This is a genomic window from Streptomyces sp. PsTaAH-124 (genome assembly GCF_000373685.1).
Lineage (GTDB): Bacteria > Actinomycetota > Actinomycetes > Streptomycetales > Streptomycetaceae > Streptomyces > Streptomyces andamanensis.
The window spans coordinates 71,337-95,426 of record NZ_KB892169.1 but is presented as its reverse complement, the minus strand read 5'-3'; the positions used below and the strand labels follow the sequence as shown (position 1 = coordinate 95,426).

General features: G+C 72.8%; 20 protein-coding genes. 10 read left to right on the top strand and 10 right to left on the bottom strand.

Annotated features, from left to right (window positions below; genetic code table 11):
* Positions 1 to 60: 60 nt before the first annotated feature.
* On the top strand, positions 61 to 1,503 hold the full coding sequence (locus B086_RS0115890; protein ID WP_018567408.1) for a cysteine desulfurase/sulfurtransferase TusA family protein: 1,443 nt from the start codon (positions 61 to 63) through the stop codon (positions 1,501 to 1,503).
* 43 nt (positions 1,504 to 1,546) lie between these two features.
* Here B086_RS0115890 and B086_RS0115885 read toward each other — a convergent pair whose 3' ends face one another.
* Positions 1,547 to 2,521, bottom strand: coding sequence for a carbohydrate kinase family protein (locus B086_RS0115885; protein WP_018567407.1), 975 nt, complete (start codon positions 2,519 to 2,521; stop codon positions 1,547 to 1,549).
* Positions 2,522 to 2,652: 131 nt separating this feature from the next.
* Here B086_RS0115885 and B086_RS0115880 point away from each other — a divergent pair, with 131 nt between their 5' ends.
* Entirely contained in the window at positions 2,653 to 2,898 is a 246-nt protein-coding gene (locus tag B086_RS0115880; protein ID WP_018567406.1) for a hypothetical protein, read from the top strand.
* A 204-nt stretch (positions 2,899 to 3,102) separates the two neighbouring features.
* Positions 3,103 to 4,839 (top strand): hypothetical protein, encoded by a 1,737-nt coding sequence (locus B086_RS0115875; protein ID WP_018567405.1) that lies wholly within the window; start codon positions 3,103 to 3,105, stop codon positions 4,837 to 4,839.
* Between the two features lie 81 nt (positions 4,840 to 4,920).
* Here B086_RS0115875 and erpA read toward each other — a convergent pair whose 3' ends face one another.
* Complete coding sequence (gene erpA, locus B086_RS0115870) at positions 4,921 to 5,277, bottom strand: iron-sulfur cluster insertion protein ErpA (protein ID WP_018567404.1); 357 nt, start codon at positions 5,275 to 5,277, stop codon at positions 4,921 to 4,923.
* 284 nt (positions 5,278 to 5,561) lie between these two features.
* Between erpA and nadA the strand changes: the two genes are divergently transcribed.
* The gene (gene nadA / locus B086_RS0115865) at positions 5,562 to 6,746 is read left to right on the top strand and encodes a quinolinate synthase NadA (RefSeq protein WP_026252471.1); all 1,185 of its coding nucleotides are present in this window, start codon (positions 5,562 to 5,564) and stop codon (positions 6,744 to 6,746) included.
* A gap of 251 nt (positions 6,747 to 6,997) precedes the next feature.
* Positions 6,998 to 9,592 (top strand): GmrSD restriction endonuclease domain-containing protein, encoded by a 2,595-nt coding sequence (locus tag B086_RS40105; RefSeq protein ID WP_051115850.1) that lies wholly within the window; start codon positions 6,998 to 7,000, stop codon positions 9,590 to 9,592.
* Between the two features lie 149 nt (positions 9,593 to 9,741).
* Here the strand turns inward: B086_RS40105 and B086_RS40100 are convergent, their stop codons facing one another.
* Positions 9,742 to 10,521: an alpha/beta fold hydrolase gene (locus B086_RS40100; RefSeq protein ID WP_078531107.1), complete on the bottom strand. Its 780-nt coding sequence runs from the start codon at positions 10,519 to 10,521 to the stop codon at positions 9,742 to 9,744.
* A gap of 158 nt (positions 10,522 to 10,679) precedes the next feature.
* Between B086_RS40100 and B086_RS0115850 the strand changes: the two genes are divergently transcribed.
* Entirely contained in the window at positions 10,680 to 11,075 is a 396-nt protein-coding gene (locus tag B086_RS0115850; protein WP_018567400.1) for a winged helix-turn-helix transcriptional regulator, read from the top strand.
* A gap of 111 nt (positions 11,076 to 11,186) precedes the next feature.
* Here B086_RS0115850 and B086_RS0115845 read toward each other — a convergent pair whose 3' ends face one another.
* The 5 genes from B086_RS0115845 to B086_RS0115825 all read right to left on the bottom strand — a co-directional run bounded on the left by B086_RS0115845 (position 11,187) and on the right by B086_RS0115825 (position 18,216).
* On the bottom strand, positions 11,187 to 14,318 hold the full coding sequence (locus B086_RS0115845) for an efflux RND transporter permease subunit (RefSeq protein ID WP_018567399.1): 3,132 nt from the start codon (positions 14,316 to 14,318) through the stop codon (positions 11,187 to 11,189).
* 201 nt (positions 14,319 to 14,519) lie between these two features.
* A complete protein-coding gene (locus B086_RS0115840) occupies positions 14,520 to 15,203 on the bottom strand; it encodes a response regulator (protein ID WP_018567398.1) in 684 nt (227 codons plus the stop codon).
* Entirely contained in the window at positions 15,200 to 16,522 is a 1,323-nt protein-coding gene (locus B086_RS40095; protein ID WP_078531124.1) for a sensor histidine kinase, read from the bottom strand. The genes B086_RS0115840 and B086_RS40095 overlap by 4 nt, the downstream gene beginning before the upstream one ends.
* A 574-nt stretch (positions 16,523 to 17,096) precedes the next feature.
* Positions 17,097 to 17,375, bottom strand: coding sequence for a PspA-associated protein PspAA (gene pspAA / locus B086_RS0115830; protein WP_018567396.1), 279 nt, complete (start codon positions 17,373 to 17,375; stop codon positions 17,097 to 17,099).
* A 37-nt stretch (positions 17,376 to 17,412) separates the two neighbouring features.
* A complete protein-coding gene (locus B086_RS0115825; protein ID WP_199790757.1) occupies positions 17,413 to 18,216 on the bottom strand; it encodes a PspA/IM30 family protein in 804 nt (267 codons plus the stop codon).
* Positions 18,217 to 18,470: 254 nt separating this feature from the next.
* On the opposite strand from B086_RS0115825, the gene B086_RS0115820 reads away from it, so the two are divergent.
* The 3 genes from B086_RS0115820 (at position 18,471) to B086_RS0115810 (ending at position 21,204) form a co-directional block, all read left to right on the top strand.
* The gene (locus B086_RS0115820) at positions 18,471 to 19,100 is read left to right on the top strand and encodes a DUF3043 domain-containing protein (RefSeq protein ID WP_078509960.1); all 630 of its coding nucleotides are present in this window, start codon (positions 18,471 to 18,473) and stop codon (positions 19,098 to 19,100) included.
* Between the two features lie 80 nt (positions 19,101 to 19,180).
* Positions 19,181 to 19,885 carry a methyltransferase domain-containing protein gene (locus tag B086_RS0115815; RefSeq protein WP_026252469.1) on the top strand — a complete coding sequence of 235 codons (705 nt, stop codon included), beginning with the start codon at positions 19,181 to 19,183 and terminating at the stop codon, positions 19,883 to 19,885.
* 266 nt (positions 19,886 to 20,151) lie between these two features.
* Positions 20,152 to 21,204, top strand: a complete 1,053-nt coding sequence (locus B086_RS0115810) for a S1C family serine protease (protein ID WP_026252468.1) — start codon at positions 20,152 to 20,154, stop codon at positions 21,202 to 21,204.
* 108 nt (positions 21,205 to 21,312) lie between these two features.
* Here the strand turns inward: B086_RS0115810 and B086_RS0115805 are convergent, their stop codons facing one another.
* Complete coding sequence (locus B086_RS0115805; RefSeq protein ID WP_018567391.1) at positions 21,313 to 21,531, bottom strand: hypothetical protein; 219 nt, start codon at positions 21,529 to 21,531, stop codon at positions 21,313 to 21,315.
* 174 nt (positions 21,532 to 21,705) lie between these two features.
* Between B086_RS0115805 and B086_RS0115800 the strand changes: the two genes are divergently transcribed.
* Positions 21,706 to 22,917 (top strand): bifunctional adenosylcobinamide kinase/adenosylcobinamide-phosphate guanylyltransferase, encoded by a 1,212-nt coding sequence (locus tag B086_RS0115800; RefSeq protein WP_018567390.1) that lies wholly within the window; start codon positions 21,706 to 21,708, stop codon positions 22,915 to 22,917.
* An 80-nt stretch (positions 22,918 to 22,997) separates the two neighbouring features.
* On the opposite strand, the gene B086_RS0115795 is transcribed toward B086_RS0115800, so the two are convergent.
* Positions 22,998 to 24,080 (bottom strand): class I SAM-dependent methyltransferase, encoded by a 1,083-nt coding sequence (locus tag B086_RS0115795; protein WP_018567389.1) that lies wholly within the window; start codon positions 24,078 to 24,080, stop codon positions 22,998 to 23,000.
* Between the last annotated feature and the right edge of the window lie 10 nt (positions 24,081 to 24,090).

Genomic DNA, 24,090 nt, shown 5'->3' with positions numbered 1-24,090 from the left:
GGGCTGGCGTGGCGCCTCCCGCGGTTCCCCGGTGCCCCGCGGGGCGCTTAGCGTGAACCCGTGCCCTACTTCGACGCCGCTTCCGCCGCTCCCCTGCACCCCGTCGCCCGTCAGGCCCTGCTCGCCGCGCTCGACGAGGGGTGGGCCGATCCCGCACGGCTCTACAAGGAGGGGAGGCGCGCGCGGCTGCTGCTGGACGCGGCGCGCCAGGCGGCGGCGGAGGCGGTGGGATGCCGGGCCGACGAGCTGGTGTTCACCTCGTCCGGCACCCGGGCCGTGCACACCGGTGTCGCGGGGGCGCTGGCCGGGCGGCGCCGGGTCGGACGTCACCTGATCGTGTCAGCGGTCGAACACTCCTCGGTGCTCCATTCGGCGGAGGTCCACGAGGCGGGGGGCGGGACGGTCGGCCGGGTCGCGGTCGACCGGCACGGCGCGGTGAGCGCCGGTTCCTACGCGGCGGCGCTCGGCCCCGACACCGCGCTGGCGTGCCTCCAGTCGGCCAACCACGAGGTGGGCACCGAGCAGCCGGTCGCCGAGGTGGCCGAGGTGTGCCGCGCCGCGGGGGTGCCGCTGCTGGTGGACGCGGCGCAGTCGCTCGGCTGGGGGCCGGTCGGCGGCGACTGGTCGCTGCTGACGGCGAGCGCCCACAAGTGGGGCGGGCCGTCCGGGACCGGGCTGCTGGTGGTGCGCAAGGGGGTGCGGTTCGCCCCGCGGGGACCGGCCGACGAGCGGGAGTCGGGCCGGGCGGCCGGATTCGAGAACCTGCCGGCGATCGTGGCGGCGGCCGCCTCGCTGCGGGCGGTGCGGGCCGAGGCGGCGGCCGAGGCGGTACGGCTGCGGGAGCTGACCGAGCGGATCAGGGCGCGGGTGCCGCAACTGGTGCCGGAAGTGGAGGTGGTGGGCGACCCGGTGCACCGGCTGCCGGGGATCGTCACCTTCTCCTGTCTCTATGTCGACGGGGAGACCCTGCTGCACGAGCTGGACCGGGAGGGCTTCTCCGTCTCCTCGGGCTCCTCCTGCACCAGCAGCACGCTGACCCCGAGTCATGTGCTGCGGGCGATGGGGGTGCTGAGCGAGGGCAACGTACGGGTGTCGCTGCCCGCCGGGACGGCGGCCGAGGACGTCGAGCGGTTCCTGTCGGTGCTGCCGGGCGTGGTGGCGGGCGTACGGGAGAAGCTGGGGGCGGCGGCGCAGGCGCCGGGTCCGGGACCGGGGCAGCGGGAGACACCGGGCGCGCGTGCCGCGGAAGGGGCCCGTGCCGGAGAAGGGGCCCGCGCCGGGGAGCTGGTGCTCGACACGCTCGGCAGGCGCTGCCCGATCCCCGTCATCGAGCTGGCGAAGGTCATCGGGGACGTACCGGTCGGCGGCACGGTCCGGGTCCTCTCGGACGACGGGGCCGCGCGCCTGGACATCCCGGCGTGGTGCGAGATGCGGGGGCAGGAGTACGTCGGCGAGGAGCCGGCGGACGAGGGCTCGGCCTACGTCGTCCGCCGGATCTCCTGACGGCCGGTCCGCCACGCGGGGCGGACCGGCGCGCGGGTGCGGGTCAGGCGAGGTGGGCGCGGACCTCCTCGGCCGCCTCGTCGCCGTACGCCTTGGTGAAGCGCTCCATGAAGTGGCCCCGGCGCAGCTGGTACTCCTGGGTGCCCACCGTCTCGATCACCAGGGTCGCCAGCATGCAGCCGACCTGGGCGGCGCGCTCCAGGGAGACGCCCCAGGCGAGGCCGGACAGGAACCCGGCGCGGAAGGCGTCGCCGACACCGGTGGGGTCGGCCTTGCGCTCCTCGTCCGCGCAGCCGACCTCGATCGGGTCCTCGCCGGTGCGCTCGATGCGCACGCCGCGCGCGCCGAGGGTGGTCACCCGGTGGCCGACGCGGTCCAGGATCTCGGCGTCGCTCCAGCCGGTCTTGGTCTCGATGAGGCCCTTCTCGTACTCGTTCGAGAACAGGTAGGTGGCGCCGTCCAGCAGTATCCGGATCTCGTCGCCGTTCATCCGGGCGATCTGCTGGGAGAAGTCGGCGGCGAAGGGGATGGAGCGCGAGCGGCACTCCTCGGTGTGCCGGAGCATGGCCTCCGGGTCGTCGGCGCCGATCAGCACCAGGTCGAGGCCGCCGACGCGGTCCGCGACGGTCTTCAGCTCGATGAGGCGGGCCTCGCTCATCGCACCGGTGTAGAAGGAGCCGATCTGGTTGTGGTCGGCGTCGGTGGTGCACACGAAGCGGGCGGTGTGCAGGGTCTCGGAGATGCGGACCGAGGCGGTGTCGACGCCGTGCCGGTCCAGCCAGGCGCGGTACTCGCCGAAGTCGGATCCGGCGGCGCCGACGAGCACCGGGCCGGTGCCGAGCTGGCCCATGCCGAAGGCGATGTTGGCGCCGACGCCTCCGCGCCGCACGTCCAGCTGGTCGACCAGGAAGGAGAGCGAGACCGTGTGCAGCTGGTCCGCGACGAGCTGGTCGGCGAATCGGCCGGGGAAGGTCATGAGGTGGTCGGTGGCGATGGAGCCGGTGACTGCGATGCGCACGGCGTGGACGCTCCTGGTGGGCGGAGGGACTGACAGTTCACGCTACCCGTTCGGCGCGGAGCGCTGAAGCGGGCGAAACTACCCGATAGTAGATCTTTCTCGGCGGGGTGTGCCGTGCTTACGGTTCCCTCATGACGAACGAAGAGCTCCATGCCGTTCCCGTCCGTACCGCCCCGGGCGGCGATCCGGGCGGCGACCTGGACGGTGATCTGGCGTCGCTGCGCGGGGACGGCGCCCGGATGGCCCCGCGCTGGTCGGCTCCCGCCCGGAAGTCCGGAGCGGACCCGACGGCGGTGTCCCCCGCCCGCATCCACGGCGTATCGGTCCCGGACACGTCCGCCCGGCTGCTGGAGGGGATGTCGGAGTACGGCGACTGAGCGGAGTGCGGCGCCTGAGCGGTCACGGGTCCGGCGCGGGATCCGTCGCGGGATCCGTCGCGGCGGGTGGAACCGGGCGCTCCTCCGGCGCGTCCCATCGCTGTCCCCCCGTGAGGGGGATACGGGACACGACCCGTCGGCCGTCGACTTTGTCAGGGCCGGGTCAGGGTCACCGGACGGCTGCGCAGGCGAAGGAGCGATGCGGTGAACACCGAGCGACCGGACCACGAGGACGCGGCGAAGGCGGCGACCGCGGATGCCGCGGGGCCCGCGGGCGGTGCCGGCGGCGGGCAGGACGACCGCGGTGGCGGTGACGACGGCAGGGGCGGCGGCGGAGGCGGTGACCGCGACGGCGGGCGGAGCCCGGACGACGGGGGCGGCGGGCGCTTCCGGCGGGGCCGTCCGCCGCTGGTCGCCGCCTCGGTGGCCGCCGCCGTGCTGCTGGCGGGCGGCGGCGGGACGTATCTGGCCATGGGCGCGACGGGCGGCTCCGGCGACGGCCGTACGGGCGCCGCGGCGTCCGGCGGCCACGGCACTCCCCCGCCGCTGGCGCTGGACGACCACACCGCGACCGCCGCCCGGTCGGGACCGGGCACGGACGGCGCGGGCCCCGCCGGTGGCTCGAACGGCGGCTCGAACGGCATCGCGCCCGGTGAGCCGGACCCGTACGGCACCACGTACCGGGCGGCGGGCGCCCTGCCCGAGGGGCCCGGTTCGGCTCCGGTGTACACGGCGCGGGGCGAGGTCACCCGCGAGGAGGCGGCGCGGCTCGCCGCGGCGCTCGGGGTGACGGGCACTCCGGTGGCCGACGCGCAGGGGTGGCGGACCGGGAACGTCAAGGACGGCGCCGGGCCGGTGCTGCGGGTCGGCCGGGCGGCGCCGGGGACCTGGACGTTCGACCGGTATCTGCCGGGCACCGACGACTGCAAGGGCCTGATGTGCCGCCACGACCCCGCCGCGCCCGCCGCGCACCCGGTGAGCGAGGCCGCGGCGCGCAAGGCGGCGGCCCCGGTGCTGAAGGCGGCGGGACAGGACGGCGCGCAGGTGGACGCGAGCCGGACGCAGGGCGCCCAGCGGGTGGTCGAGGCCGATCCGGTGGTCGGCGGGCTGCCCACGCAGGGCTGGACGACCAGCCTGACACTCGGTCCGCAGGGCGAGGTGCTGGCCGCGGGCGGGCAGCTGAAGGCACCGGTGAAGGGCGACACGTACCCCGTGCTGGACGCGCGCCGGACGCTGGACCTGCTGAACGCGGCGCCGCGCACCGGCGGGGGCGGCGGCATCGGCGGGTGCGCCGCTCCCGTACCGCTGGAGGACCCGGCGAAGGACCGGCCGGCGGCGAAGTGCGACTCGTCCGCCACGGGCGGGAAGGCGGCCGGCGGCTCCTCCTCCGCGCCGGGCGGCGGCACGCGGACCACCCTGACCGTCGAGAAGGCCGTGTTCGGGCTGGCGGCGCACCCCTCCGGGGGGCGGCAGACGCTGGTGCCGTCCTGGCTGTTCCAGGTGCGCGGGGCGGCCGGGCAGTCCCCGTTCACGGTGACGTATCCGGCGGTCGACCCGAGGTACCTGACCACGCCCACCCCGCCGTCCGGGCAGCCGGAGCCCCGGCCGAGCGGACCGGGCGCGACCACCGCCCCGGCCACCCGTGAGGTGCACCCGGCCGGGTACAGCGTCAGCGGCGACGAGCTGACGGTGACCTTCGAGGGCGGCGTGTGCGCCGACTACCGGGTGTCGGCGAAGGAGGACTCCGGGCGGGTGACCGTCACGGTGACCGAGACGCCCTGGCAGGGCAAGGTCTGCATCATGATCGCCAAGGTGTACCACCGGACCGTGCACCTGGACCGGCCGCTCGGGGAGCGGACGGTGGTCGGCCCGGACGGCCGGGCGATCCCGTCCCGGGCCGCGGGCGCCGGGCTGCCCCAGTCGGGGACGCCGGTGCGGTGAGCCCTGAACGACAAAGAGGCGGCAGCCCCCGCGCGGGGGCTGCCGCCTTTCCGTTCGCTTCCCGTGCCGCCGGGCCGCGGCTCAGCTGAAGGAGTCGCCGCAGGCGCACGAGCCCGTCGCGTTCGGGTTGTCGATCGTGAAGCCCTGCTTCTCGATGGTGTCCACGAAGTCGACGGTGGCGCCGCCCAGGTAGGGGGCGCTCATGCGGTCGGTGACGACCTTGACGCCGCCGAAGTCCTTCACGACGTCCCCGTCGAGGGAGCGCTCGTCGAAGAAGAGCTGGTAGCGCAGGCCGGAGCAGCCGCCGGGCTGGACGGCGACCCGCAGGGCGAGGTCGTCGCGGCCTTCCTGGTCGAGCAGGGCCTTGACCTTCGCCGCGGCGGCGTCGGTCAGGACGATGCCGTCGGTGACGGTGGTGGTCTCGTCCGATACGGACATCTACATCTCTCCCGGGTTGTACGGAGACTGCTTGCCGACGAGTTCAACCGGTGGGGCCACGCATTCATTCCGGGCCGGGCGCGTGCTTTTCGGTGTTCCACGCGGTTCCACGCGCGTGCCGCTCGTCCCGCTCGTCCACTTCATGCTCGCACATACCCGAAAGTGCGCGCAGTGGCCGGGCGCCGGGATTCACGTCACATCGACACGATGGCCATCGTCAAAGTGACGTGAAGCGGTTATGATAGATAGCGTCAATTAGACGAAAAGTAGAAAGGGTGCGTGTCGTGACCACCGCCCAGACCCAGGAGCTCGACGTTCAGCCGACGCCCCTCGCCCTGTTGCTGCTCGGCCGCGAGGCCGACCCGAGGAGCGAGCGCGGCGTCGAGTGCCCCGGCGACCTCCCCGCAGCGTCCGACCCGGACCTCGTGGCGCGCGCCCGCGCGGCCAAGGAGAAGCTCGGGAACAAGGTCTTCGTCCTCGGCCACCACTACCAGCGCGACGAGGTCATCCAGTTCGCCGACGTCACGGGCGACTCCTTCAAGCTGGCCCGGGACGCGGCGGCGCGGCCGGAGGCCGAGTACATCGTCTTCTGCGGTGTGCACTTCATGGCGGAGTCCGCGGACATCCTGACGAACGACGCGCAGAAGGTGGTCCTGCCGGATCTGGCGGCCGGCTGCTCGATGGCCGACATGGCGACGGCCGAGCAGGTCGCCGAGTGCTGGGACGTGCTGACCGAGGCGGGCGTCGCCGAGCAGGTCGTCCCCGTCTCGTACATGAACTCCTCGGCCGACATCAAGGCGTTCACCGGACGGCACGGCGGCACCATCTGCACCTCGTCGAACGCCAAGCGGGCCCTGGAGTGGGCCTTCCGGCAGGGCGAGAAGGTCCTCTTCCTGCCCGACCAGCACCTGGGCCGCAACACGGCGGTGCGGGACATGGGCATGTCCCTGGAGGACTGCGTCGTCTACAACCCGCACCGGCCGAACGGCGGGCTGAGCGCCGAGGAGCTGCGCGCCGCGAAGATGATCCTGTGGCGCGGCCACTGCTCGGTGCACGGCCGCTTCAGCCTGGACTCGGTGAACGACGTCCGCGCCCGCATCCCCGGCGTGAACGTCCTGGTGCACCCCGAGTGCAGGCACGAGGTGGTCTCCGCCGCGGACCACGTCGGCTCGACGGAGTACATCATCAAGGCGCTGGAGGCGGCCCCGGCCGGTTCCAAGTGGGCCATCGGCACGGAGCTGAACCTGGTCCGCCGCCTGGCGAACCGTTTCGCCCCCGAGGGCAAGGAGGTCGTCTTCCTCGACAAGACGGTCTGCTTCTGCTCGACGATGAACCGCATCGACCTCCCCCACCTCGTCTGGACCCTGGAATCCCTGGCCGAGGGCACCCTCGTCAACCACATCCAGGTCGACAAGGAGACGGAGACCTACGCGAAGCTGGCGCTGGAACGGATGCTGGCGCTGCCGTAGGACCCGGGAACCGACAAGGGGCGCCCCTGACCGCTTCCGGCGGCCGGGGGCGCCCCTTTCGTGCCACGATCGAGGGAACGGTTCCCGGTACCGAGGGCAGGCATCACGGTGCGCCTGACGACTTCACGGAGCCCTGCGGCTTCCCCGACCGGACCATGGGCGGCGAAGCCGCGCACTACGCTCTTGACAGAGAGACGTCACAGGGCGCGAGGCCGCCGGGCAGGACGTTCACAATCGAGGGGGGCCGCTCCTTGCGCGCGCAAGAGATCACCTTTTTGAAGCTCGTTCAGGGGGAGAAGCAGTTTCAGGTACCTCTCTACCAGCGGACCTACAGTTGGACGCGCAAGCAGTTGGAACGGCTGTGGGACGACCTGAGCGATCTGGTCGAGCAGCAGCTCGAAGGCGGCAGGCCCGCCTCGCACTTCCTCGGCTCCGTCGTTCTTGCCCCGGGCCAGTTGCAGGCCGGAGGAGTGCAACGCTGGCTCGTCGTGGACGGGCAGCAGCGGATCACGACGATCATGCTGGCGTTCACCGCGTTGCGCGACCACATCAGGGATTCGGCGGCTGAGGGTTCCGCGCGAACGGCCGACCGCATCCACCGCCAGTACCTCGTCAACGAGTTCCTGGAAGGCGACGAGCACTTCCGGCTGCTTCCCACCCAGGCCGACCGGGCGTCCTACGGAGCCTGCGTCTCCAACAGCCCCCGTTCGGGCGGCGCCGACAACATCGGAGCCTCCTACCGGTTCTTCCGCGGCGTGCTGGCGAGCGGCCAGGAGCAGCACGGCGCGGAGTGGACGAACGCGGTGGAGATCGCTCTACGGGATCTGCTCTCCATCGTGGAGATCACCGCCGAGCGCGGTGACAACGTGTACCGGATCTTCGAATCGATCAACAACACCGGCGTCGGCCTCAGCCAGAGCGATCTGCTCCGCAACTATGTGTTCATGCTGCTCCCGGGCCGGGGGGAGCGTGTGTACGAGCAGCTGTGGCTGCCCATGCAGCAGCAATTGGGGCCCAAGAATCTGGAACTCCTCGTCTGGCTCGACCTCGTCGTACGCGGCGAGAGCAAGACGAAGCAGACCGACATCTACCGCGTTCAGCAGCAGCGACTCGAACCGCTGGCGGGGAACGAGGAGGCGCTGGAGAAGGAGATCAGCGAGCTCGCCCGGCGCGCCGAGCTGCTGGGGCGGATCCTCGATCCCGCCCTGGAGCCGCATGACGAGCTGCGCCGGCAGCTTCGCCACCTTGCCCGCTGGGGCGGACGGATCCACTATCCGATCGCACTCCACCTGCTCGATCTCGTGGACGCCGGGCGCGCCCAGGCCGACGAGGCGGCGAAAGCCCTCGGATACGTGGAAGGATTCCTGGTCCGCCGCATGCTGTGCCAGACCAGCACCCAGAGCCTGAACCGGCTCTTCATGTCGATGCCGGGTGACATGGAGGCCGACCGCCCGGCCGCGGAGGCGGTGCAGCGCTATCTCTCGGGCCGACGCCGCGGCTGGCCCACTGACGCCGAGGTGGCCGCAGGGATCCGCAGCAAGCCGTTCTACTGGAACGGACAAGCACCGCAACGTGCGTACGTCCTGGAGCGGCTGGAGGAGAGTTACGGCTCTGCGGAGCCCGTGGACTTCAAGCAGGCCAAGTTCACGGTGGAGCACGTGCTGCCACAGCGGCCGGCCCAGGCCTGGATCGATGTCCTCGCCGAGGATTCGGACGACGGCCAGACTCCTCAGGAACTGCACGATCTGCTGGTTCACACCTTGGGAAACCTGACGCTCTCGGCCGAGAACACAAAACTCTCCAACCACCCCTTCCAGCGGAAGCAACAGATCCTGGAAGCGAGTTCGCTCCGGATGAACCAGGAAATCGCCGGGACACGCCGGTGGGGCCGCAGAGAGATCCTGGAACGTGCCGACAACCTGGCAGCGCGTGCCGTCTCCCTGTGGCCCGGCCCCGAGGGCGAGCAACGCGCCGACGGCGATGAGTGGACGGGATGGGCCGATCTGCGCGCCGCGCTGATCGCCATGCCCACCGGCACCTGGACCACTTACGGGGACATTGCCGAACTGATCGGCAGCCACCCTGTCTCCGTCGGCAACTTCCTCGCCACGAAGGCCGGCGTGCGGGGGGCCTACCGGGTCCTGACCGCCGCCGGACGGGTCTCCGCTTCATTCCGCTGGCCGAACGACGAACACGGCGGCAACCCTCTGACGCTCCTCCACGCAGAAGGGGTGCCGTTCGACTCCAGCGGGAAGGCGCGCAGTTCCCATCGCCTGACCGCAGAGGACCTCGCATCGCTCCTGGGCAAAGAGGTGCCCGAGATCGGAACGTCCAGCAGCTCCCCCGACCAGGTGGCCCCGGGCAGCACGTTCGATGCGCGTGCCGCGCGCTTCACCGAACTGCTGCGGGCGAATCGGCCCGACGCCGCCGACGCCATCCTCGCGTTCCTCCAGTCATGGAAAGCGCTCGCGCCCGGCTGCCATCTCGACTACGGCAAGGCGACCGAGACGAGCTGCTTCCTGATGCTCCGCAAGGAGTCCGCGTCCCGTGCCGCCGCCATCTGGCCGTTCACCCTCTACCCTGTATTCGGCACGGTCGAGGTCGTCTTCCAGTACATGCGCTCCAGGCCGCCTTTCGACGACAGCGGACTGCGTCAGGAATTCATGTCCCGCCTGAATGCCGTCCCGGGGATCGAGCTGGCAGAGGCGAAGCTCGAACTGCGCCCGTCGTTCCCTCTCGAGGTGTTGGCGGATCGTTCCGAGGAGATCGCCGAGATCATGTCCTGGTTCGTCCAGCAGGTCGTGGCCTACGAACCAGCGGACAAGCAGGGACAAGTCTCCTTCTGAGACATCGTTCCAGTTGGCGGGTCGGCGGTGGCCGATGAGGGCTGCGGTGATGCGGGCGAAGGCGAGGGGATGCTCGGCCTTTCGCTCGTAGCGGCGGTGCAGCCCGGCTCGTCGGAGCGGGCGGATTCGTGGCCCAGGTTCACCGTCCGTCAGTGGCGGACCTTGTCCGGCTCGCCGGCGCCGTCGCGGGCCGGATGCCGGCCGGGAGCGGATTCCAGGAGCAGTTCGCTCAGGGCCGACGGCATGGTGATCATGCAGTCGTGTCCGGTCGGCAGTTCCCGTATCCGTGCCGGGGAGCCGTTGGGCTGTGTCGCGGGGACGGGCCGCCGCACAATGCCCTCCGGCTCCGCGCCGACACAGTGGATGTGCGTACGCGGAACCGAGTCCGAGGCGGGGTTGTCCAGCCGGACCGGTTGCCGCAGGCAGTCCACCGGCTGGTCGGAGAGCGTCGCACGCAGCCATGCCCTGTCCGCCGGGTCGGTGACCCCGAACAGCCCGAAGGGCGCGGGCAGCTCGGGCAGCGGCGGGATGCGCCAGCCGTTGCCGGACTCGGCGGCCAGGTCGATCAGGTTCTGGGTCATGGGCTGCACGTCGACGGCGGTCTCGCCGTGCTCCGGGACCATCGCGTCCAGGTACACCAGATGCGCGATCCGTTCCGGCGCCTCGTTGGCCACGGACGAGACGACCAGCCCCGCGTAGCTGTGCCCCACGAGCACCACCTCGCTCAGGTCCTCCTCGCGGATCAGCTCCACGACGTCCTCGACATGCGTGTCGAGCCCCACCTCGGGGCCGAGCAGGTGTGCCTTGTCGCCGTAGCCGGTCAGCGAGGGCGCGAACACGCGGTGTCCGGCCGCCTCCAGGAGGGGGGCCACCCGCTCCCAGCACCGGCCGCTGTGCCAGGCACCGTGTACCAGCAGAAAAGTTGCCATGAGGGGATGTCTCTTCCTCTTCGGGGCGTGACGGCACGGGAACATCACGGTTCCTGTTCGTGCCTCGGTACTCTTGGGGAACCGTGATAATCGTGCTGCACCTGCCGCACCCCGATCAATAAGGCACATTTAGGTGCCCTGGTTCTCTGGAGGTAACCATGGACGGCACAGCGGGCGGCGAGTCGCGGGCGGCACAGCCGGAGGACCCGTGCAAGGCCCGTGAAGTGCTCGGCATCGTCGGCGACAAGTGGTCGCTGCTGGTCGTGCGCAACCTCAGCCAGGGGCCACGCCGCTTCACCGAACTCAAGCGGGCCGTCGACGGGATCAGCCAGCGCATGCTCACCGTCACCCTGCGCGGCCTGGAACGCGATGGGATCCTCACCCGGACCGTCCGCAATGTCATGCCACCGCACGTCAGTTACGAACTCACTCCGATGGGCAGGACCCTCCGCGAAGCCACCGCGCCCCTGCTGGAGTGGAGCATCGCCCACCTGACCCGCATCGACGCCGCCCGCGCCGCGTACGACGCCCGCCCCGGCACCCCGCCCGCCTGACCCTGACCCCTGACCGCGGGCCTGTCCGTGGTGCCCCGGGCGGGGCACGCGCGAAACGAGACGGCCGGGCCTCCGAGAAGAGGCCCGGCCGTCTCTTGTGGTGAGGGGGTGTCAGACGCCCGCCGGTTCCAGGTCTTCCGTCTCCGTCCTGGTGGTCCGCTTCGCCTCGCGCTTCTCGGCCCGGCGTTCCTTGCGGAGTTCGAGCATGGCGTAGAGGGTCGGGACGAGGAGGAGGGTCAGGAGGGTGGAGGTGATCAGGCCGCCGATCACGACCACGGCGAGCGGCTGGGCGATGAAGCCGCCCTGGCCGGTGACGCCGAGGGCCATGGGGAGCAGGGCGAAGATCGTCGCCAGGGCCGTCATGAGGATCGGGCGGAGGCGGTGGCGACCGCCCTCCACGACGGCTTCGACGACGCCGTAACCCTGTCGGCGGTACTGGTTGATGAGGTCGATCAGCACGATTGCGTTGGTGACCACGATGCCGACCAGCATCAGCATGCCGATCATCGCGGGCACGCCCAGCGGGGTGCCGGTGGCGATGAGCAGGCCGAGCGCGCCGGTGGCCGCGAACGGGATGGACACCAGCAGGATCAGCGGCTGGGCCAGCGAACGGAAGGTCGCCACCAGCAGCATGAACACGATGGCGACGGCCGCCAGCAGGGCCAGGCCCAGGTTCTTGAAGGCGTCGTCCTGGTCGGAGGTGACACCGCCGATCTCGGCGGTCGCGCCCGCCGGGAGGTCCAGCGCCTTGACCTTCGACTGGAGCTTGGAGCTGACCGCGCCGGTGTTGTCACCGACCGGCTTGGCGGTGACGGTCGCCGCGCGCTGACCGTCGATACGGGTCATGGAGACCGGCCCGTCGACCAGTTCGACGGTGGCGATGTCCCCGAGCTTCACCGGACCGAGACGGAGGTTCCGCAGCTGGGACAGCGTCTCGGCGGGCTTCGCCGACTTGATCACGATGTCCCGCTCGGTGTCGCCCAGGACCGCCTTGGCGGCCGTGGTGCCGCGCACCGCCTGGGCGACGGCCGCGCCGAGGGTCTGCTGGGTGAAACCGGCCGCGGCCGCCTTGTCATTGGCCCGCACCGAGACGCGGGGCACGCTCTGCGACAGGTCGCTGGTGACGTCGCTGACATCGTCGAGTCCGGCGACCGCCTTGCGGACCTGCTCGGCCGCGTCCCGCAGCGACTTCGCGTCCGGCGCCTTGACGACGACCTTCAGGTCCTGGTCGCCGAAGCCGTCACCGGCGTTGACGGTGGTGGTGCCGATGCCGGACAGCTTGTGCAGCCCGGACTCGATGTCCTTGCGGACGTCCTCGGCCGAGGCGGAGTCCTCCAGCATCACCTGGTAGGAGGCGTGGTTGGCGTCCGTGGAGCCGCCGAAGGCCGCCAGGAAGCCGGAGGAACCGACCGTCACCTGGTAGTCCTTGACGCCCTTGGTGCCGGAGAGCAGCTTCTCGACCTTCTTCGCCTGCGCGTCGGTGGCCGCCAGGCTGGTGCCCGGCTTCAGCTCCTGCTTGACGCTGAGCACCTTCTGGTCGCCCGGGTCGAAGAAGTTGGTCTTCAGCAGCGGGGCCAGGCCGAAGGTGCCGACCAGGACGACCACCGCGATCAGCACACTGGTGAGGCGACGGCGGGTCGCGAAGCGCAGGACCGGCACGTAGAAGCGCTGGAGACGGCTGTCGGCCTCCTTCTCCTCCGCCTTGCGGCGCGCCTCCGCCGGATCGGCGGGCGTGTTCTTCGGGGCGCGCAGGAACCAGTACGACAGGACCGGCACGACCGTCAGCGACACCAGCAGCGAGGCCAGCAGCGCCACCGTCACGGTGATGCTGAACGGGCCGAACAGCTCGCCCACCAGACCGCCGACCAGCCCGATCGGCAGGAACACGGCGACCGTGGTCAGCGTCGAGGAGGTCACCGCCCCGGCGACCTCGCGCACGGCGCCCAGGATGGCCTCGCGGCGCTCCTCGCCGTAGCCGAGGTGGCGGCGGATGTTCTCCAGGACCACGATCGAGTCGTCGACGACGCGGCCGATGGCGATGGTCAGGGCGCCCAGGGTCAGGACGTTCAGCGACAGGTCGCGGGTCCACAGGACGATCAGGGTGATGACCACGGAGAGCGGGATCGAGACCGCCGTCACCAGCGTGGAGCGCAGCGACGCCAGGAAGACCAGGATGACCAGGACGGCGAAGAGCAGACCGAGCGCGCCCTCGGTGGTCAGGCCCTCGATGGACTTGGAGACGGCCGGGCCCTGGTCGCTGACCGTGGTGATCTTCGCGTCGGAGCCGAGGCTCTTGCGCAGCTCGGGCAGCTTGTCCCGGACGGCGTCCGAGACGGCGACCGCGCTGCCGTCGTGGTCCAGGGTGACCGCGACGGCGAGGCTGGGACGGCCGTCGGTACGGGTGATGGAGTCGGCCTTGGCGGGCTGCTGCCGCACGGTGGCGACATCGCCCAGACGGGCCGGTGCCTTGCCCTCCCCGGCGGCGGACTGCCCGGCACCGGTCTGGCCCGCGATCCGCAGGTCCTCGATCTGCTTCAGCGAGGTGAACCCGCCGCCGACCTGGACGGTCCGGCCGGCGCCGCCCTCGTCGAAGGATCCGGCCGGGACGGTGGCCCCGCCCGCCTGGAGCGCCTGGGCCAGATCGGCGGTGGTGAGGCCCGCACCGGCGAGCTTCGCGTCGTCGGGGGTGACGGTGACCTGGAGGTCGCGTACGCCGTCCACGGTGACCTGGCCGACGCCGTCGACGTTCTTCAGGGCCGGGACGACCGTCCTGTCGAGCTGGTCGGCGAGCGCCTGCTGGTCCTTGCCGGAGGTCACGGCGAGGACCACGGTGGGTATGTCGTCGGTGGAACCGGCGACGACCTGCGGGTCGACGTCGTTCGGGAGGAGGGCGCGCGAGCGGTTGACGGCCTGCTGGACGTTGGCGACGAGCTGCTGGGTGTCGTTGCCGTACTCGAAGGACGCCGTGATCACGGCGCTGCCCTCGCTGGCGGTGGCGGTGACGCCGGTGATGCCGTCGACGGCCTTGATGTTGTTCTCTAGGGGCTCGACGACCTGCTTCTCCACGACGTCCGGGGAGGCACCCTGGTAGGGCGCGAGGACGGACACCACGGGAAGTTCGATGCTGGGCAGCAGCTGCTGCTTGAGCTGGGGGATCGCGATGGCCCCGAAGACGAGCGCGACGATCGAGATCAGCCCGATCAGCGCCCGCTGCGCGAGGCTGAATCTGGACAGCCAGGACATGGGTCAGGGTCTCTCTTCTGTGAGCGCCGGGAGCGGCAGGAGCGGCACGGGCGCGCAGCAGCGCCCACCCCTACACCCTCGGGCATGGACACCCGGTGATCCGTAGCCCCCTGGTCCAATTCCGCGCGGTACGCCTACTCCGGCCGCAGTACGCCCGGGTAGAGGCCGCTCCACCCCTGGATGTACCGGGGGTGGAGGGGCTCAGTCCACCCGGGGGCGGACCAGACCGGACTCGTAGGCGATCACGACGAGCTGGGCGCGGTCTCGGGCGCCCAGCTTGGCCATGGCCCGGTTGACGTGTGTCTTCACGGTCAGCGGGCTGACCGTGAGGCGTTCGGCGATCTCGTCGTTGGAATGGCCCCCGGCGACCTGGACGAGCACCTCGCGTTCGCGGCCGGTGAGCGCGTCGAGGCGGGCGGAGCGGACCGGGTCGCGGCCGTCGTCCGTGCCGTCGCCCTGGGCGAGGAAGCGGGCGATGAGGCCCTTGGTGGCCGCCGGGGACAGCAGGGCCTCCCCGGCGGCGGCTGTGCGGATGGCGTGCAGCAGTTCCTCGGGTTCGCTGCCCTTGCCGAGGAAGCCGGAGGCGCCCGCGCGCAGCGACTGCACCACGTAGTCGTCGACCTCGAAGGTGGTCAGGATGACCACGCGGACCTGGTCGAGGGCCGGGTCGGCGCTGATCAGACGGGTGGCGGCGAGGCCGTCGGTGCCCGGCATCCGGATGTCCATGAGGACGACGTCGGCGCGCTGCTCCTTGGCCAGGCGCACCGCCTCGGTGCCCTCGGTCGCCTCGCCGACCACCTCCATGTCGGGCTCGGAGTCGACGAGCACGCGGAAGGCGCTGCGCAGCAGTGCCTGGTCGTCGGCGAGCAGGACACGGATGGTCATACGGGGTCCCCCGGGGCGCGGGTGCGGGTGCGGGCGGTGCACGAACCGGTGCCGGTGCCGGGCTCACCGGGGGCGCGGGTCGCGGTGCCACCGGTGCCACCGGTACGGGCGGTGGTGCCGGTGTCGGTCCTGACGGGAAGGATCGCATGGACGCGGAAGCCGCTGCCGTAGCGGGGGCCGGTGGTGAGGGTGCCGCGCAGGGCGGTGACCCGCTCGCGCATGCCGAGCAGCCCGTGGCCGCCCCCGTCGGCGCCCGGGGCACCGTCCGCGCCCGCGCCGTCGTCCAGCACGGTGATCTCCACGTTCGGTCCGACCCGTACGACGCTGACCTCGGCCGCGGCCCCGCTGCCCGCGTGCTTCTGCACATTGGTCAGGGCCTCCTGGACGATGCGGAACGCGGCCAGGTCGACGGCGGCGGGCAGCGGGGCGCCGCCGTCGGAGCGGGCGACCTCGACGCGCAGGCCCGCGCTGCGGAAGGTGCCGACGAGGTCGTCGAGCCGGTCCAGGCCGGGGGCCGGTTCGGTGGGGGCCTCGGGGTCGTCGGACTGCCGCAGCAGCCCGACCGTGGCGCGCAGTTCGTTCAGCGCGGAGCGGCCGGCCTCGCGGACATGGGCGAGGGCCTCCTTGGCCTGGTCGGGGCGCTTGTCCATGATGTGGGCGGCGACCCCGGCCTGCACATTGACCAGCGCGATGTGGTGGGCGACCACGTCGTGCAGGTCGCGGGCGATGCGCAGGCGCTCCTCGACGACGCGGCGGCGGGCCTCCTCCTCGCGGGTGCGTTCAGCGCGCTCGGCGCGTTCGCGGATGGCGCTGACGAAGGCGCGACGGCTGCGGACGGCGTCGCCGCCCGCTGCGGCCATGCCGGTCCAGGCGAAGATGGCGAGGTTCTCCTGGGCGTACCAGGGCTCGGGGCCGCCGAGCATGGCGGCCCCGGTCAGCACGGTCATGGTGGACAGGCCCAGGCGCCAGGTGGTGGGGCGGTCGGTGGTGGCGGCGACGGTGTACAGGGCGATGACGGCCGCCATGGCGACGGGCGCGCGCGGGTCGCCGGTGAGGCAGCCGGCCAGCGAGACGGCGCCGGTGACCGCGAGCACGGCGCGCGGGGCGCGGCGGCGGAAGACGAGCGCGGCGGCGCCGAGGGCCATCAGCACCAGGCTGATCGGTTCCGGATGGCGCACCGCCCAGCTGACGCCGTGCTCGCCGCGCGGCTCCACGAAGGAACCGGCGACCATGCAGACCAGCACTCCCGCGGCGATGGCCGCGTCCAGCGCGAAGGGGTGCGCCGTCAGCCGGCTGCGCATGCGGTCGAGGGGGCTCACGCCTGCCAACGGTACGGGGAGCGCGCCGGACACGGGCACGTCCGGCGGGAAGCGGGGTGGGGGTGGGTCGGGGGGTGCGGGGGATTCTTGGGGCGGGTGGGGCGTGGGGCGTTGGGTCCGTGAGACGGGTGCCCCGTGGGGGCGGGTGGGGTGGCCCGTGGGACGGGTGGGGTGGCCCGCGGGGGCACGAATGGCCCGTGCGGCGCGGGGACGCGCGGCGGGCCGGTGCCGCGCGATCGGCGGGGCCGTGGCCGGTGCGGGCGCGGGCGCGGGGAACCCGGCGGCCGTCTGAGGGCCGTGAACCGGCGGCCCGATACGGGCGACACGGGGGACGGGGCCGGGACCCTGGGCCGGGCCACCGGCTCCGTGAGCCGCTTCACGCGGTTTCCGGACCCGGCCCGGGTGGCTGCGAGGCGCGGGGGCCCGGTACGGGACTGCGGGCCGGGTCATCGGCTCCGGCCGGGGCGCGCGCCGCTCCCGGCGCGCACCGGACGCCTCCGGTGCGCCTCCCGGAACGTCCCGCCCGGAGGCCGGCCCCGCGGCCTGGCGGCGGGGGCCGGGCACCGAGCAGGGTTCAGTTGGGGATGAGGCCGTCGTCGCTGAGCATGGCGCGTACGTCGTCCAGGCCGGCGTCCGGGGCGGGCAGGATCAGCTCGGACGGCTCCAGGGCGTCGTCCGGGAGGGGCTCGCCCAGCTCCCGGACCTTGGTGAGGAGGGCGGACAGCGTCCGGCGGAAACCGGGGCCGTCGCCCTTCTCCATCTCGGCCAGGAGCTCGTCGTCCAGCTCGTCCAGCTCGGCGAGGTGGTCGTCGGCCAGCCTCACCTGTCCCTCCCCCATGATCCGTACGATCATGTCGCCCTCCTCGGCGGGGTGGCCGGGGCCACGGTGCTCATTGCTTGTCGAAGCGCGGGGTGTCCTGCGGCTGCTGCTGGGGCTGGGCCTGGCCCTGGCCCTGGCCGCCCTCGATGGCCTGGCGGTCGGCGGAGGAGCCGCCGGCCAGCTCGGCCTTCATGCGCTGAAGCTCCAGCTCCACATCCGTACCACCGGAGATGCGGTCCAGCTCGGCGGCGATGTCGTCCTTGGCCATGCCGGTGGGGTCGTCCAGGGCACCGGAGGCGAGCAGCTCGTCGATCGCACCGGCGCGGGCCTGGAGCTGCGCGGTCTTGTCCTCGGCACGCTGGATGGCCAGGCCGACGTCGCCCATCTCCTCGGAGATGCCGGAGAACGCCTCGCCGATCCGGGTCTGCGCCTGGGCCGCCGTGTAGGTCGCCTTGATGGTCTCCTTGCGGGTGCGGAAGGCGTCCACCTTCGCCTGGAGCCGCTGGGCCGCCAGGGTGAGCTTCTCCTCCTCGCCCTGGAGCGTGGAGTGCTGGGTCTCCAGGTCCGTCACCTGCTGCTGGAGCGCGGCACGGCGGGACAGCGCCTCGCGGGCGAGGTCCTCACGGCCGAGCGCGAGCGCCTTGCGGCCCTGGTCCTCCAGCTTGCCGGACTGCTGCTGGAGCTGGTTCAGCTGGAGCTCCAGGCGCTTGCGGCTGGTCGCCACGTCGGCGACGCCGCGGCGGACCTTCTGGAGCAGCTCAAGCTGCTTCTGGTACGAGTAATCGAGGGTTTCGCGCGGGTCCTCGGCCCGGTCAAGGGCCTTGTTCGCCTTCGCGCGGAAGATCATCCCCATACGCTTCATGACACCGCTCATGGGCTTCGCGCGCCCCCTTCTGACGGACTCCAGCTCACAGCTCTGCGACAGAACCCACAGTACGGGCCCTGCAACCATTACCGCACTGTTCGGGAACGGATGCGGTCATCCCCAAGGACGACTGACCGCGTTCCCGATCCGGCGTAGGGAGTAGGTGACCCCGACTGTGGGCCCGGCCGGAGTGCGGACCGTCTTCCCCCTGTCCCCTTAAGACGTCCGGTGTTGCCGGATCGTTCCCCACCGGGCTGGGGTCCATGCGGGTCGAGCCCGTACCCTTGGGATTTGTGTTCCGTAGCCGTGCCAAGGAAGAGAAGGCGCCGGTCGCCGAAAAGACGACGGTGAGCATCTCCAAGCAGCCCCGTGACCCGCAGGCGCCCAAGGGCCGCCCCACGCCGAAGAGGAGTGAGGCCCAGGGCCAGCGCCGCAGCGTCGCCAACACGCCGACCAACCGCAAGGAGGCCGCCAAGCGGCAGCGCGAGGAGCGCCGCGTCCAGATGGAGCGCCAGCGCCAGGCGCTGGCCAGCGGCGACGAGCGCTACCTCCCGGCCCGTGACAAGGGCCCGGTGCGCAAGTTCGCGCGTGACTTCATCGACTCGCGGTTCAACATCGCGGAGTTCTTCCTGCCGATGGCCGTGGTCATCCTGGTGCTGAGCATGGTGCGCGTCGGCTACTTGCAGAACCTCGCGCTGCTGCTGTGGCTCGTGGTGATCGTGCTGATCGTGCTCGACTCGGTCCTCAGCGTCTTCCGGCTGAAGAAGCGGCTGGCGGAGCGCTTCCCGGACCAGAGCCGCAAGGGCGCCGTCGCCTACGCGCTGATGCGCTCCCTCCAGATGCGCCGGCTCCGGCTGCCCAAGCCGCAGGTCAAGCGTGGAGAGCGGCCCTGAGTACGACCGCTTTCTCCGGGGGCGCGGCCGACGCCTGGCTCCAGAAGCTCGGCGGGCTGCGTGACGTCGTACGGCAGGAGCTGGTCGCCCGGCAGCTCGACGAGCAGATAGCGGGGCGTTTCCCGGTCGGGCAGCGGCTGCGGGTGCTCGACGTCGGGATGGGCCAGGGCACCCAGGCGCTGCGGCTGGCCCGTGCGGGGCACCAGGTCACCGGCCTGGAGCGCGACCAGAAGATGATCGCCGTGGCCCGGGAGGCGCTGGCCGCCGAGCCCGAGGGCATCCGGGCGCGGATGCGGATCGTCGAGGGCGACGGCCAGGACACCGGGGTGCACTTCCTGCCCGGCAGCTTCGACGTCGTGCTCTGCCACGGCGTGCTGATGTACGTCGAGGAGCCCGACCCGCTGCTGGCGGGGCTGGCCCGGATGCTCGCGCCGGGCGGTCTGCTGTCGCTGCTGGTGCGCAACGCCGACGCGCTGGCGCTGCGGCCGGGGCTGATGGGCGACTGGCCGACCGCGCTGGCCGCGTTCGACTCGACGGTGTACCGCAACCGGCTGGGCCTGGACGTACGGGCGGACCGGCTCGCCGATCTGACCGCGACCCTCGCGGGGATCGGCGCGCCGCTGCACGCCTGGTACGGGGTGCGGGTCTTCACGGACACGGCGGCGGACGGCGCCGAGCCGTCGGCGGACGTGGCCACGCTGCTCGACACGGAGGAGCGGGCCGGCCGGACCGACCCGTACCGCGCGGTGGCAGCGCTGCTGCATCTGTGCGGGGTGCGGGGCTAGCACTCCCTGGCGACCTGGCCCGGCCGCCCGGTCCCTTCTCCGGGCCGGCTGCCTCGGTCTCTCGGCCCCCTCCTCCCCCTGGCGGGCCGCCCGGCCGCCCGATCGGGTGCGTCGGCAGGGCCCGGTGTCCGTCCCGGCGACAGACTCGGCTCATGGACGCTTTCCGTAGCCGTAGCAGCCCCGTCAGCCGTACCGGCAGTGCCGCACCCGGCCGTACGCGCACCCGTGGCCGTCCCTGTGTCCGGGGCCGCCGGACGGCCGGGCCGCTGGTCGCGCTCGTGTGCTGTGCCGCCGCGCTGGCCGGGTGCAGCGGTTCCGCCGGGCCCGAGGAGACGGCGGCCTCCGGCGCCCCGACGCCCTCCTCGGGCGGGCGGCAGGTGGCCGCCCCGGCGGCGGCGGACGACCTCCAGAGCGACTACCAGCGGGTGATCAAGGAGGTCCTGCCCTCGGTCGTGCAGATCCAGGCGAGCCGCGACCTCGGCTCGGGGGTCGTCTTCGACGACAAGGGGCACATCGTCACCAACGCGCACGTCGTCGGCAACGAGAAGCGCTTCCGCGTCACCACGGCGGGCAGCGAGGAGACGCTCACCGCGACCCTCGTGTCCGCCTATCCCGAGCAGGACCTCGCCGTCGTCAAGCTGGACAAGGTCCCGGACGGGCTGAAGGCAGCCGCCTTCGGGGACTCGGACAAGGTCGCGGTCGGGCAGATCGTGCTCGCCATGGGGTCGCCGCTGGGTCTTTCGTCGAGCGTCACCCAGGGGATCGTGTCGGCGACCGGGCGGACCGTCAGCGAGGGGCAGAGCGGCGGCGGCACGGGGGCGACGATCGCCGACATGGTGCAGACCTCGGCGGCGATCAACCCCGGCAACAGCGGGGGCGCGCTGGTGAACCTGGACGGCCAGGTCATCGGCATCCCGACGCTCGCCGCCACCGATCCGCAGCTCGGGGGCAGCGCGGCGCCCGGCATCGGGTTCGCGATCCCCTCGTCCATGGTGAGGACGATCGCCGGGCAGATCGTGAGGTACGGCAAGGTCGTCGACTCGGGGCGGGCCGCGCTCGGCATCACCGGGCGCACCGTCATCGACACCTCGTACCAGCCCGCCGGGGTCGCGGTCGTCGAGGTGAAGTCCGGTGGCGCGGCGGACCGGGCGGGGATCCGGCCCGGCGACATCATCCTCAAGGTCGGCGGCACCGGCATCACCGACATCACCTCGCTGTCGGAGGCGCTGGCCGGGGACAGGCCGGGGCAGCGGACGAAGGTGACGTACTCCCGCGACGGCGCCGAGCGGACGGTGGACGTGACGCTGGGCGAGCAGTGAGCGTGAGCGGGGCCCGGCACGGGGGCGGCCGTCGGTGGCCGCCGCCGCGCCGGGACCGTCCGGCGGGCCGGGACCGTCCGATGGACCCGGTCCGCGAGGCCCCGGGCCCTACGCCTGGGCCTGGTCGGCGTGCAGGCTCATCGGACCGTAGATCTCGGCGGTGTCCTCGAACAGCCGCACCTGGTCCGCGCCGCCGTCGGCCAGAGCCTTCCAGTTCTCCCCGATCCAGGACTCGGCATCGCCCTGCGTGGTGAACTCCTCCGGCTCCACCGCGGGCTGGACCTCCGTCCCGTCGGCCGTCTCGAACCGCCACGTCCATGCCGCCATGTACGCCTCCCTGATGCGAGCACACGAGTACGGGCACACGTCTGCGGGCGCACTGCGCACCCACTGCACACACTGCCCATCGGCGGCCGGATCACGCGGAGCATGATCCGGTTCCCGCCCGGAGCAGCCTAGCCGGATGCGCACGACCCGCACCGGCACGGGAAAATCGGGTCCGTGGACGTGACTCTGCTCGGTACCGGTGCCCCCGCGGGGCTGCCCCGCCCCCACTGCCCGTGCGCGGCCTGCGCGACGGCCCTCGGTGCGCAGGCCCGCGCGGCGACGGCGCTGCTCGTGGACGGCTCGCTGCTGCTGGACCTGACGCCCGGCGTGGCGTTCGCCGCCGCTCGGGCCGGGCAGTCGCTGGGGCAGGTGGCCCAGGTGCTGCTGTCCCATCCGCACGACGGTCCGGCCGTGGAGGTGCCCGCCGGGCTGCCGCAGCCGGGCCGGGTGCCGGACGGGCGGGAGCTGGCGCTGCTGACCGGGCACCGGGTGCGGGCGGTGGCGCTGGACGCGCCGGGCACGGGGTACGCGGTGACCGGGCCGGACGGCAAGCGGCTGCTGTATCTGCCGCCGGGCGGCGCCCCGGCCGGTCTGGAGGAGGGTTCGGTACCTGCGTACGACATGGTCGTCGCGGATGTGACGGGACGGCCGGACGCGCTGGCGAAGCTGCGGGCGGTGGGGGCCGTGGGGCGGGCGACCGATGTCGTCGCGGTCCATCTCGACCACGATGTGCCGCCGGGTCCCGAGCTGTCCCGGCGGCTGGCGGCGGCCGGGGCGCGGGCGGTGCCGGACGGCAGCACGCTGGTGATCGGGGCGTACGAGAACATGGCGGCCGTACCGGACGTGCCCCGGCGCACGCTGGTGCTGGGCGGGGCGCGTTCGGGCAAGTCGGTGGAGGCCGAGCGGCGGCTGGCGGCCTTTCCCGACGTCCTGTACGTGGCCACCGGCGGCACCCGGGGCGGGGACACGGAGTGGGCGGCGCGGGTGGCCCTGCACCGGGAGCGGCGGCCGGGTTCGTGGCGTACGTCCGAGACGTGCGACCTGGTGCCACTGCTCGCGCAGGACGGTCCGCCGCTCCTGATCGACTGCCTGTCGCTGTGGCTGACGGACGCGATGGACTCCGTGGGCGCCTGGGACGACGCGGAGTGGGCGGACGGCGGCGAACGGGCGCTGCGGGAGCGGACGGCCGCGCTGACGTCGGCGGTCCGGGCCGCCCGGCGGATGGTGGTCGCCGTCTCCAACGAGGTCGGTTCGGGCATCGTCCCGGCCACCGCCTCGGGCCGCCGCTACCGCGACGAACTGGGGCGGCTGAACGCGGCCTTCGCCGCCGAGTGCGAGCAGGTGCTGCTGGTGGTGGCGGGCCAGGCGCTGCGCCTGCGCGGCTGAAGCAGCGGAAGCGGCGGAAGCTGCCGGGGCGGGTCCGCGCGGGTGGGACGGTCGGACGGGTCAGACCGTGTCGCGGCGGGTCAGGCCGTGTCGCGGCGGGCGACGAGCCGGTAGGTGTTCGAGCAGCCCGGGGTGCGGCGCAGCAGCGGGGCGAGGGCCAGATCGAGCAGGGCGGCGAGGTCGACCAGCGGGCTGGTGGCGGCGGCGAGGACCGTGCGCAGCGCGCGCCGCGGGGCGCTGGGCGGGGTCTGCCGCCAGGGGGCGTCGGGGGCGGGCAGCAGGCGGGCGAGGGCCAGGGCGAGGGCGGCCGACAGGTCGTTCGGGGTGTGCGGGGTGCGGTGGTCGGTGACGAGGACGGTGCAGCCCGCGGACTCCAGCGCGGCGCGCAGGTTGCGCACGGGCGGCAGGTGCAGATGGCGCGGCTGCCCGTGCGGCAGCCACCACTTGCCGAGCAGCAGGGCGAACGCGCTGCGCGGGTCGGGCAGTTCGATCAGGAGGTGGCCGCCGGGGCGCAGCGCGGTGAGGGCGCCGCGCAGCTCGGCCCGGGGGTCGGGGGCGTGGGAGAGGTGGTGGAACATGCTGACCACGTCGTAGCGTCCGCGCAGCCGTTCGGCCACGCGTGGGTCGGAGAGGTGGCCGATGTGCGCCTCCTCGATCCGCCCCGCCGCGCGCGCGGCCTCCACCCGGGGCGTGGGGTCGAGCCCGTCGAAGGAGGTGTACGGGAAGATCTCCCGGGCCGCGGCGGGGAAGTGGGCGTGGCCGGTGCCGACGTCGAGCCAGCTCTCCGGTTCGCCCACCTCGCGCATCAGGTGGGCGTCCCAGCGGTGCCTGCGGTGGCTGCGGCGGGCGGCGAGCACCGGGTCGGGCAGCGCGCCGGGGTCGCTCTCGTCGAAGTCGCGGTGGTAGAAGGCGAGTCCGGCCGGGGTGAGCCGGGGGTTCTGGAAGGCGTGCCCGCAGTCGCGGCACTGGTCGAGCGCGAATCTGCCCGGCTTGCGCTGGAGCAGGTCGGGCGCGCTCAGCCGGGTGCGCAGCCGGGGCGAGCCGCACCAGGGGCAGTCCGCGCGGCGCGGCTCGTGGAACCGGTCGGTGCCCTGGGCGAGTTCGGCGGCGTACCCGATGCGGCGCGGGTCGTAGACCCGCGGGGCGTACGGCAGGGGCGGCATGGTCGGCTCC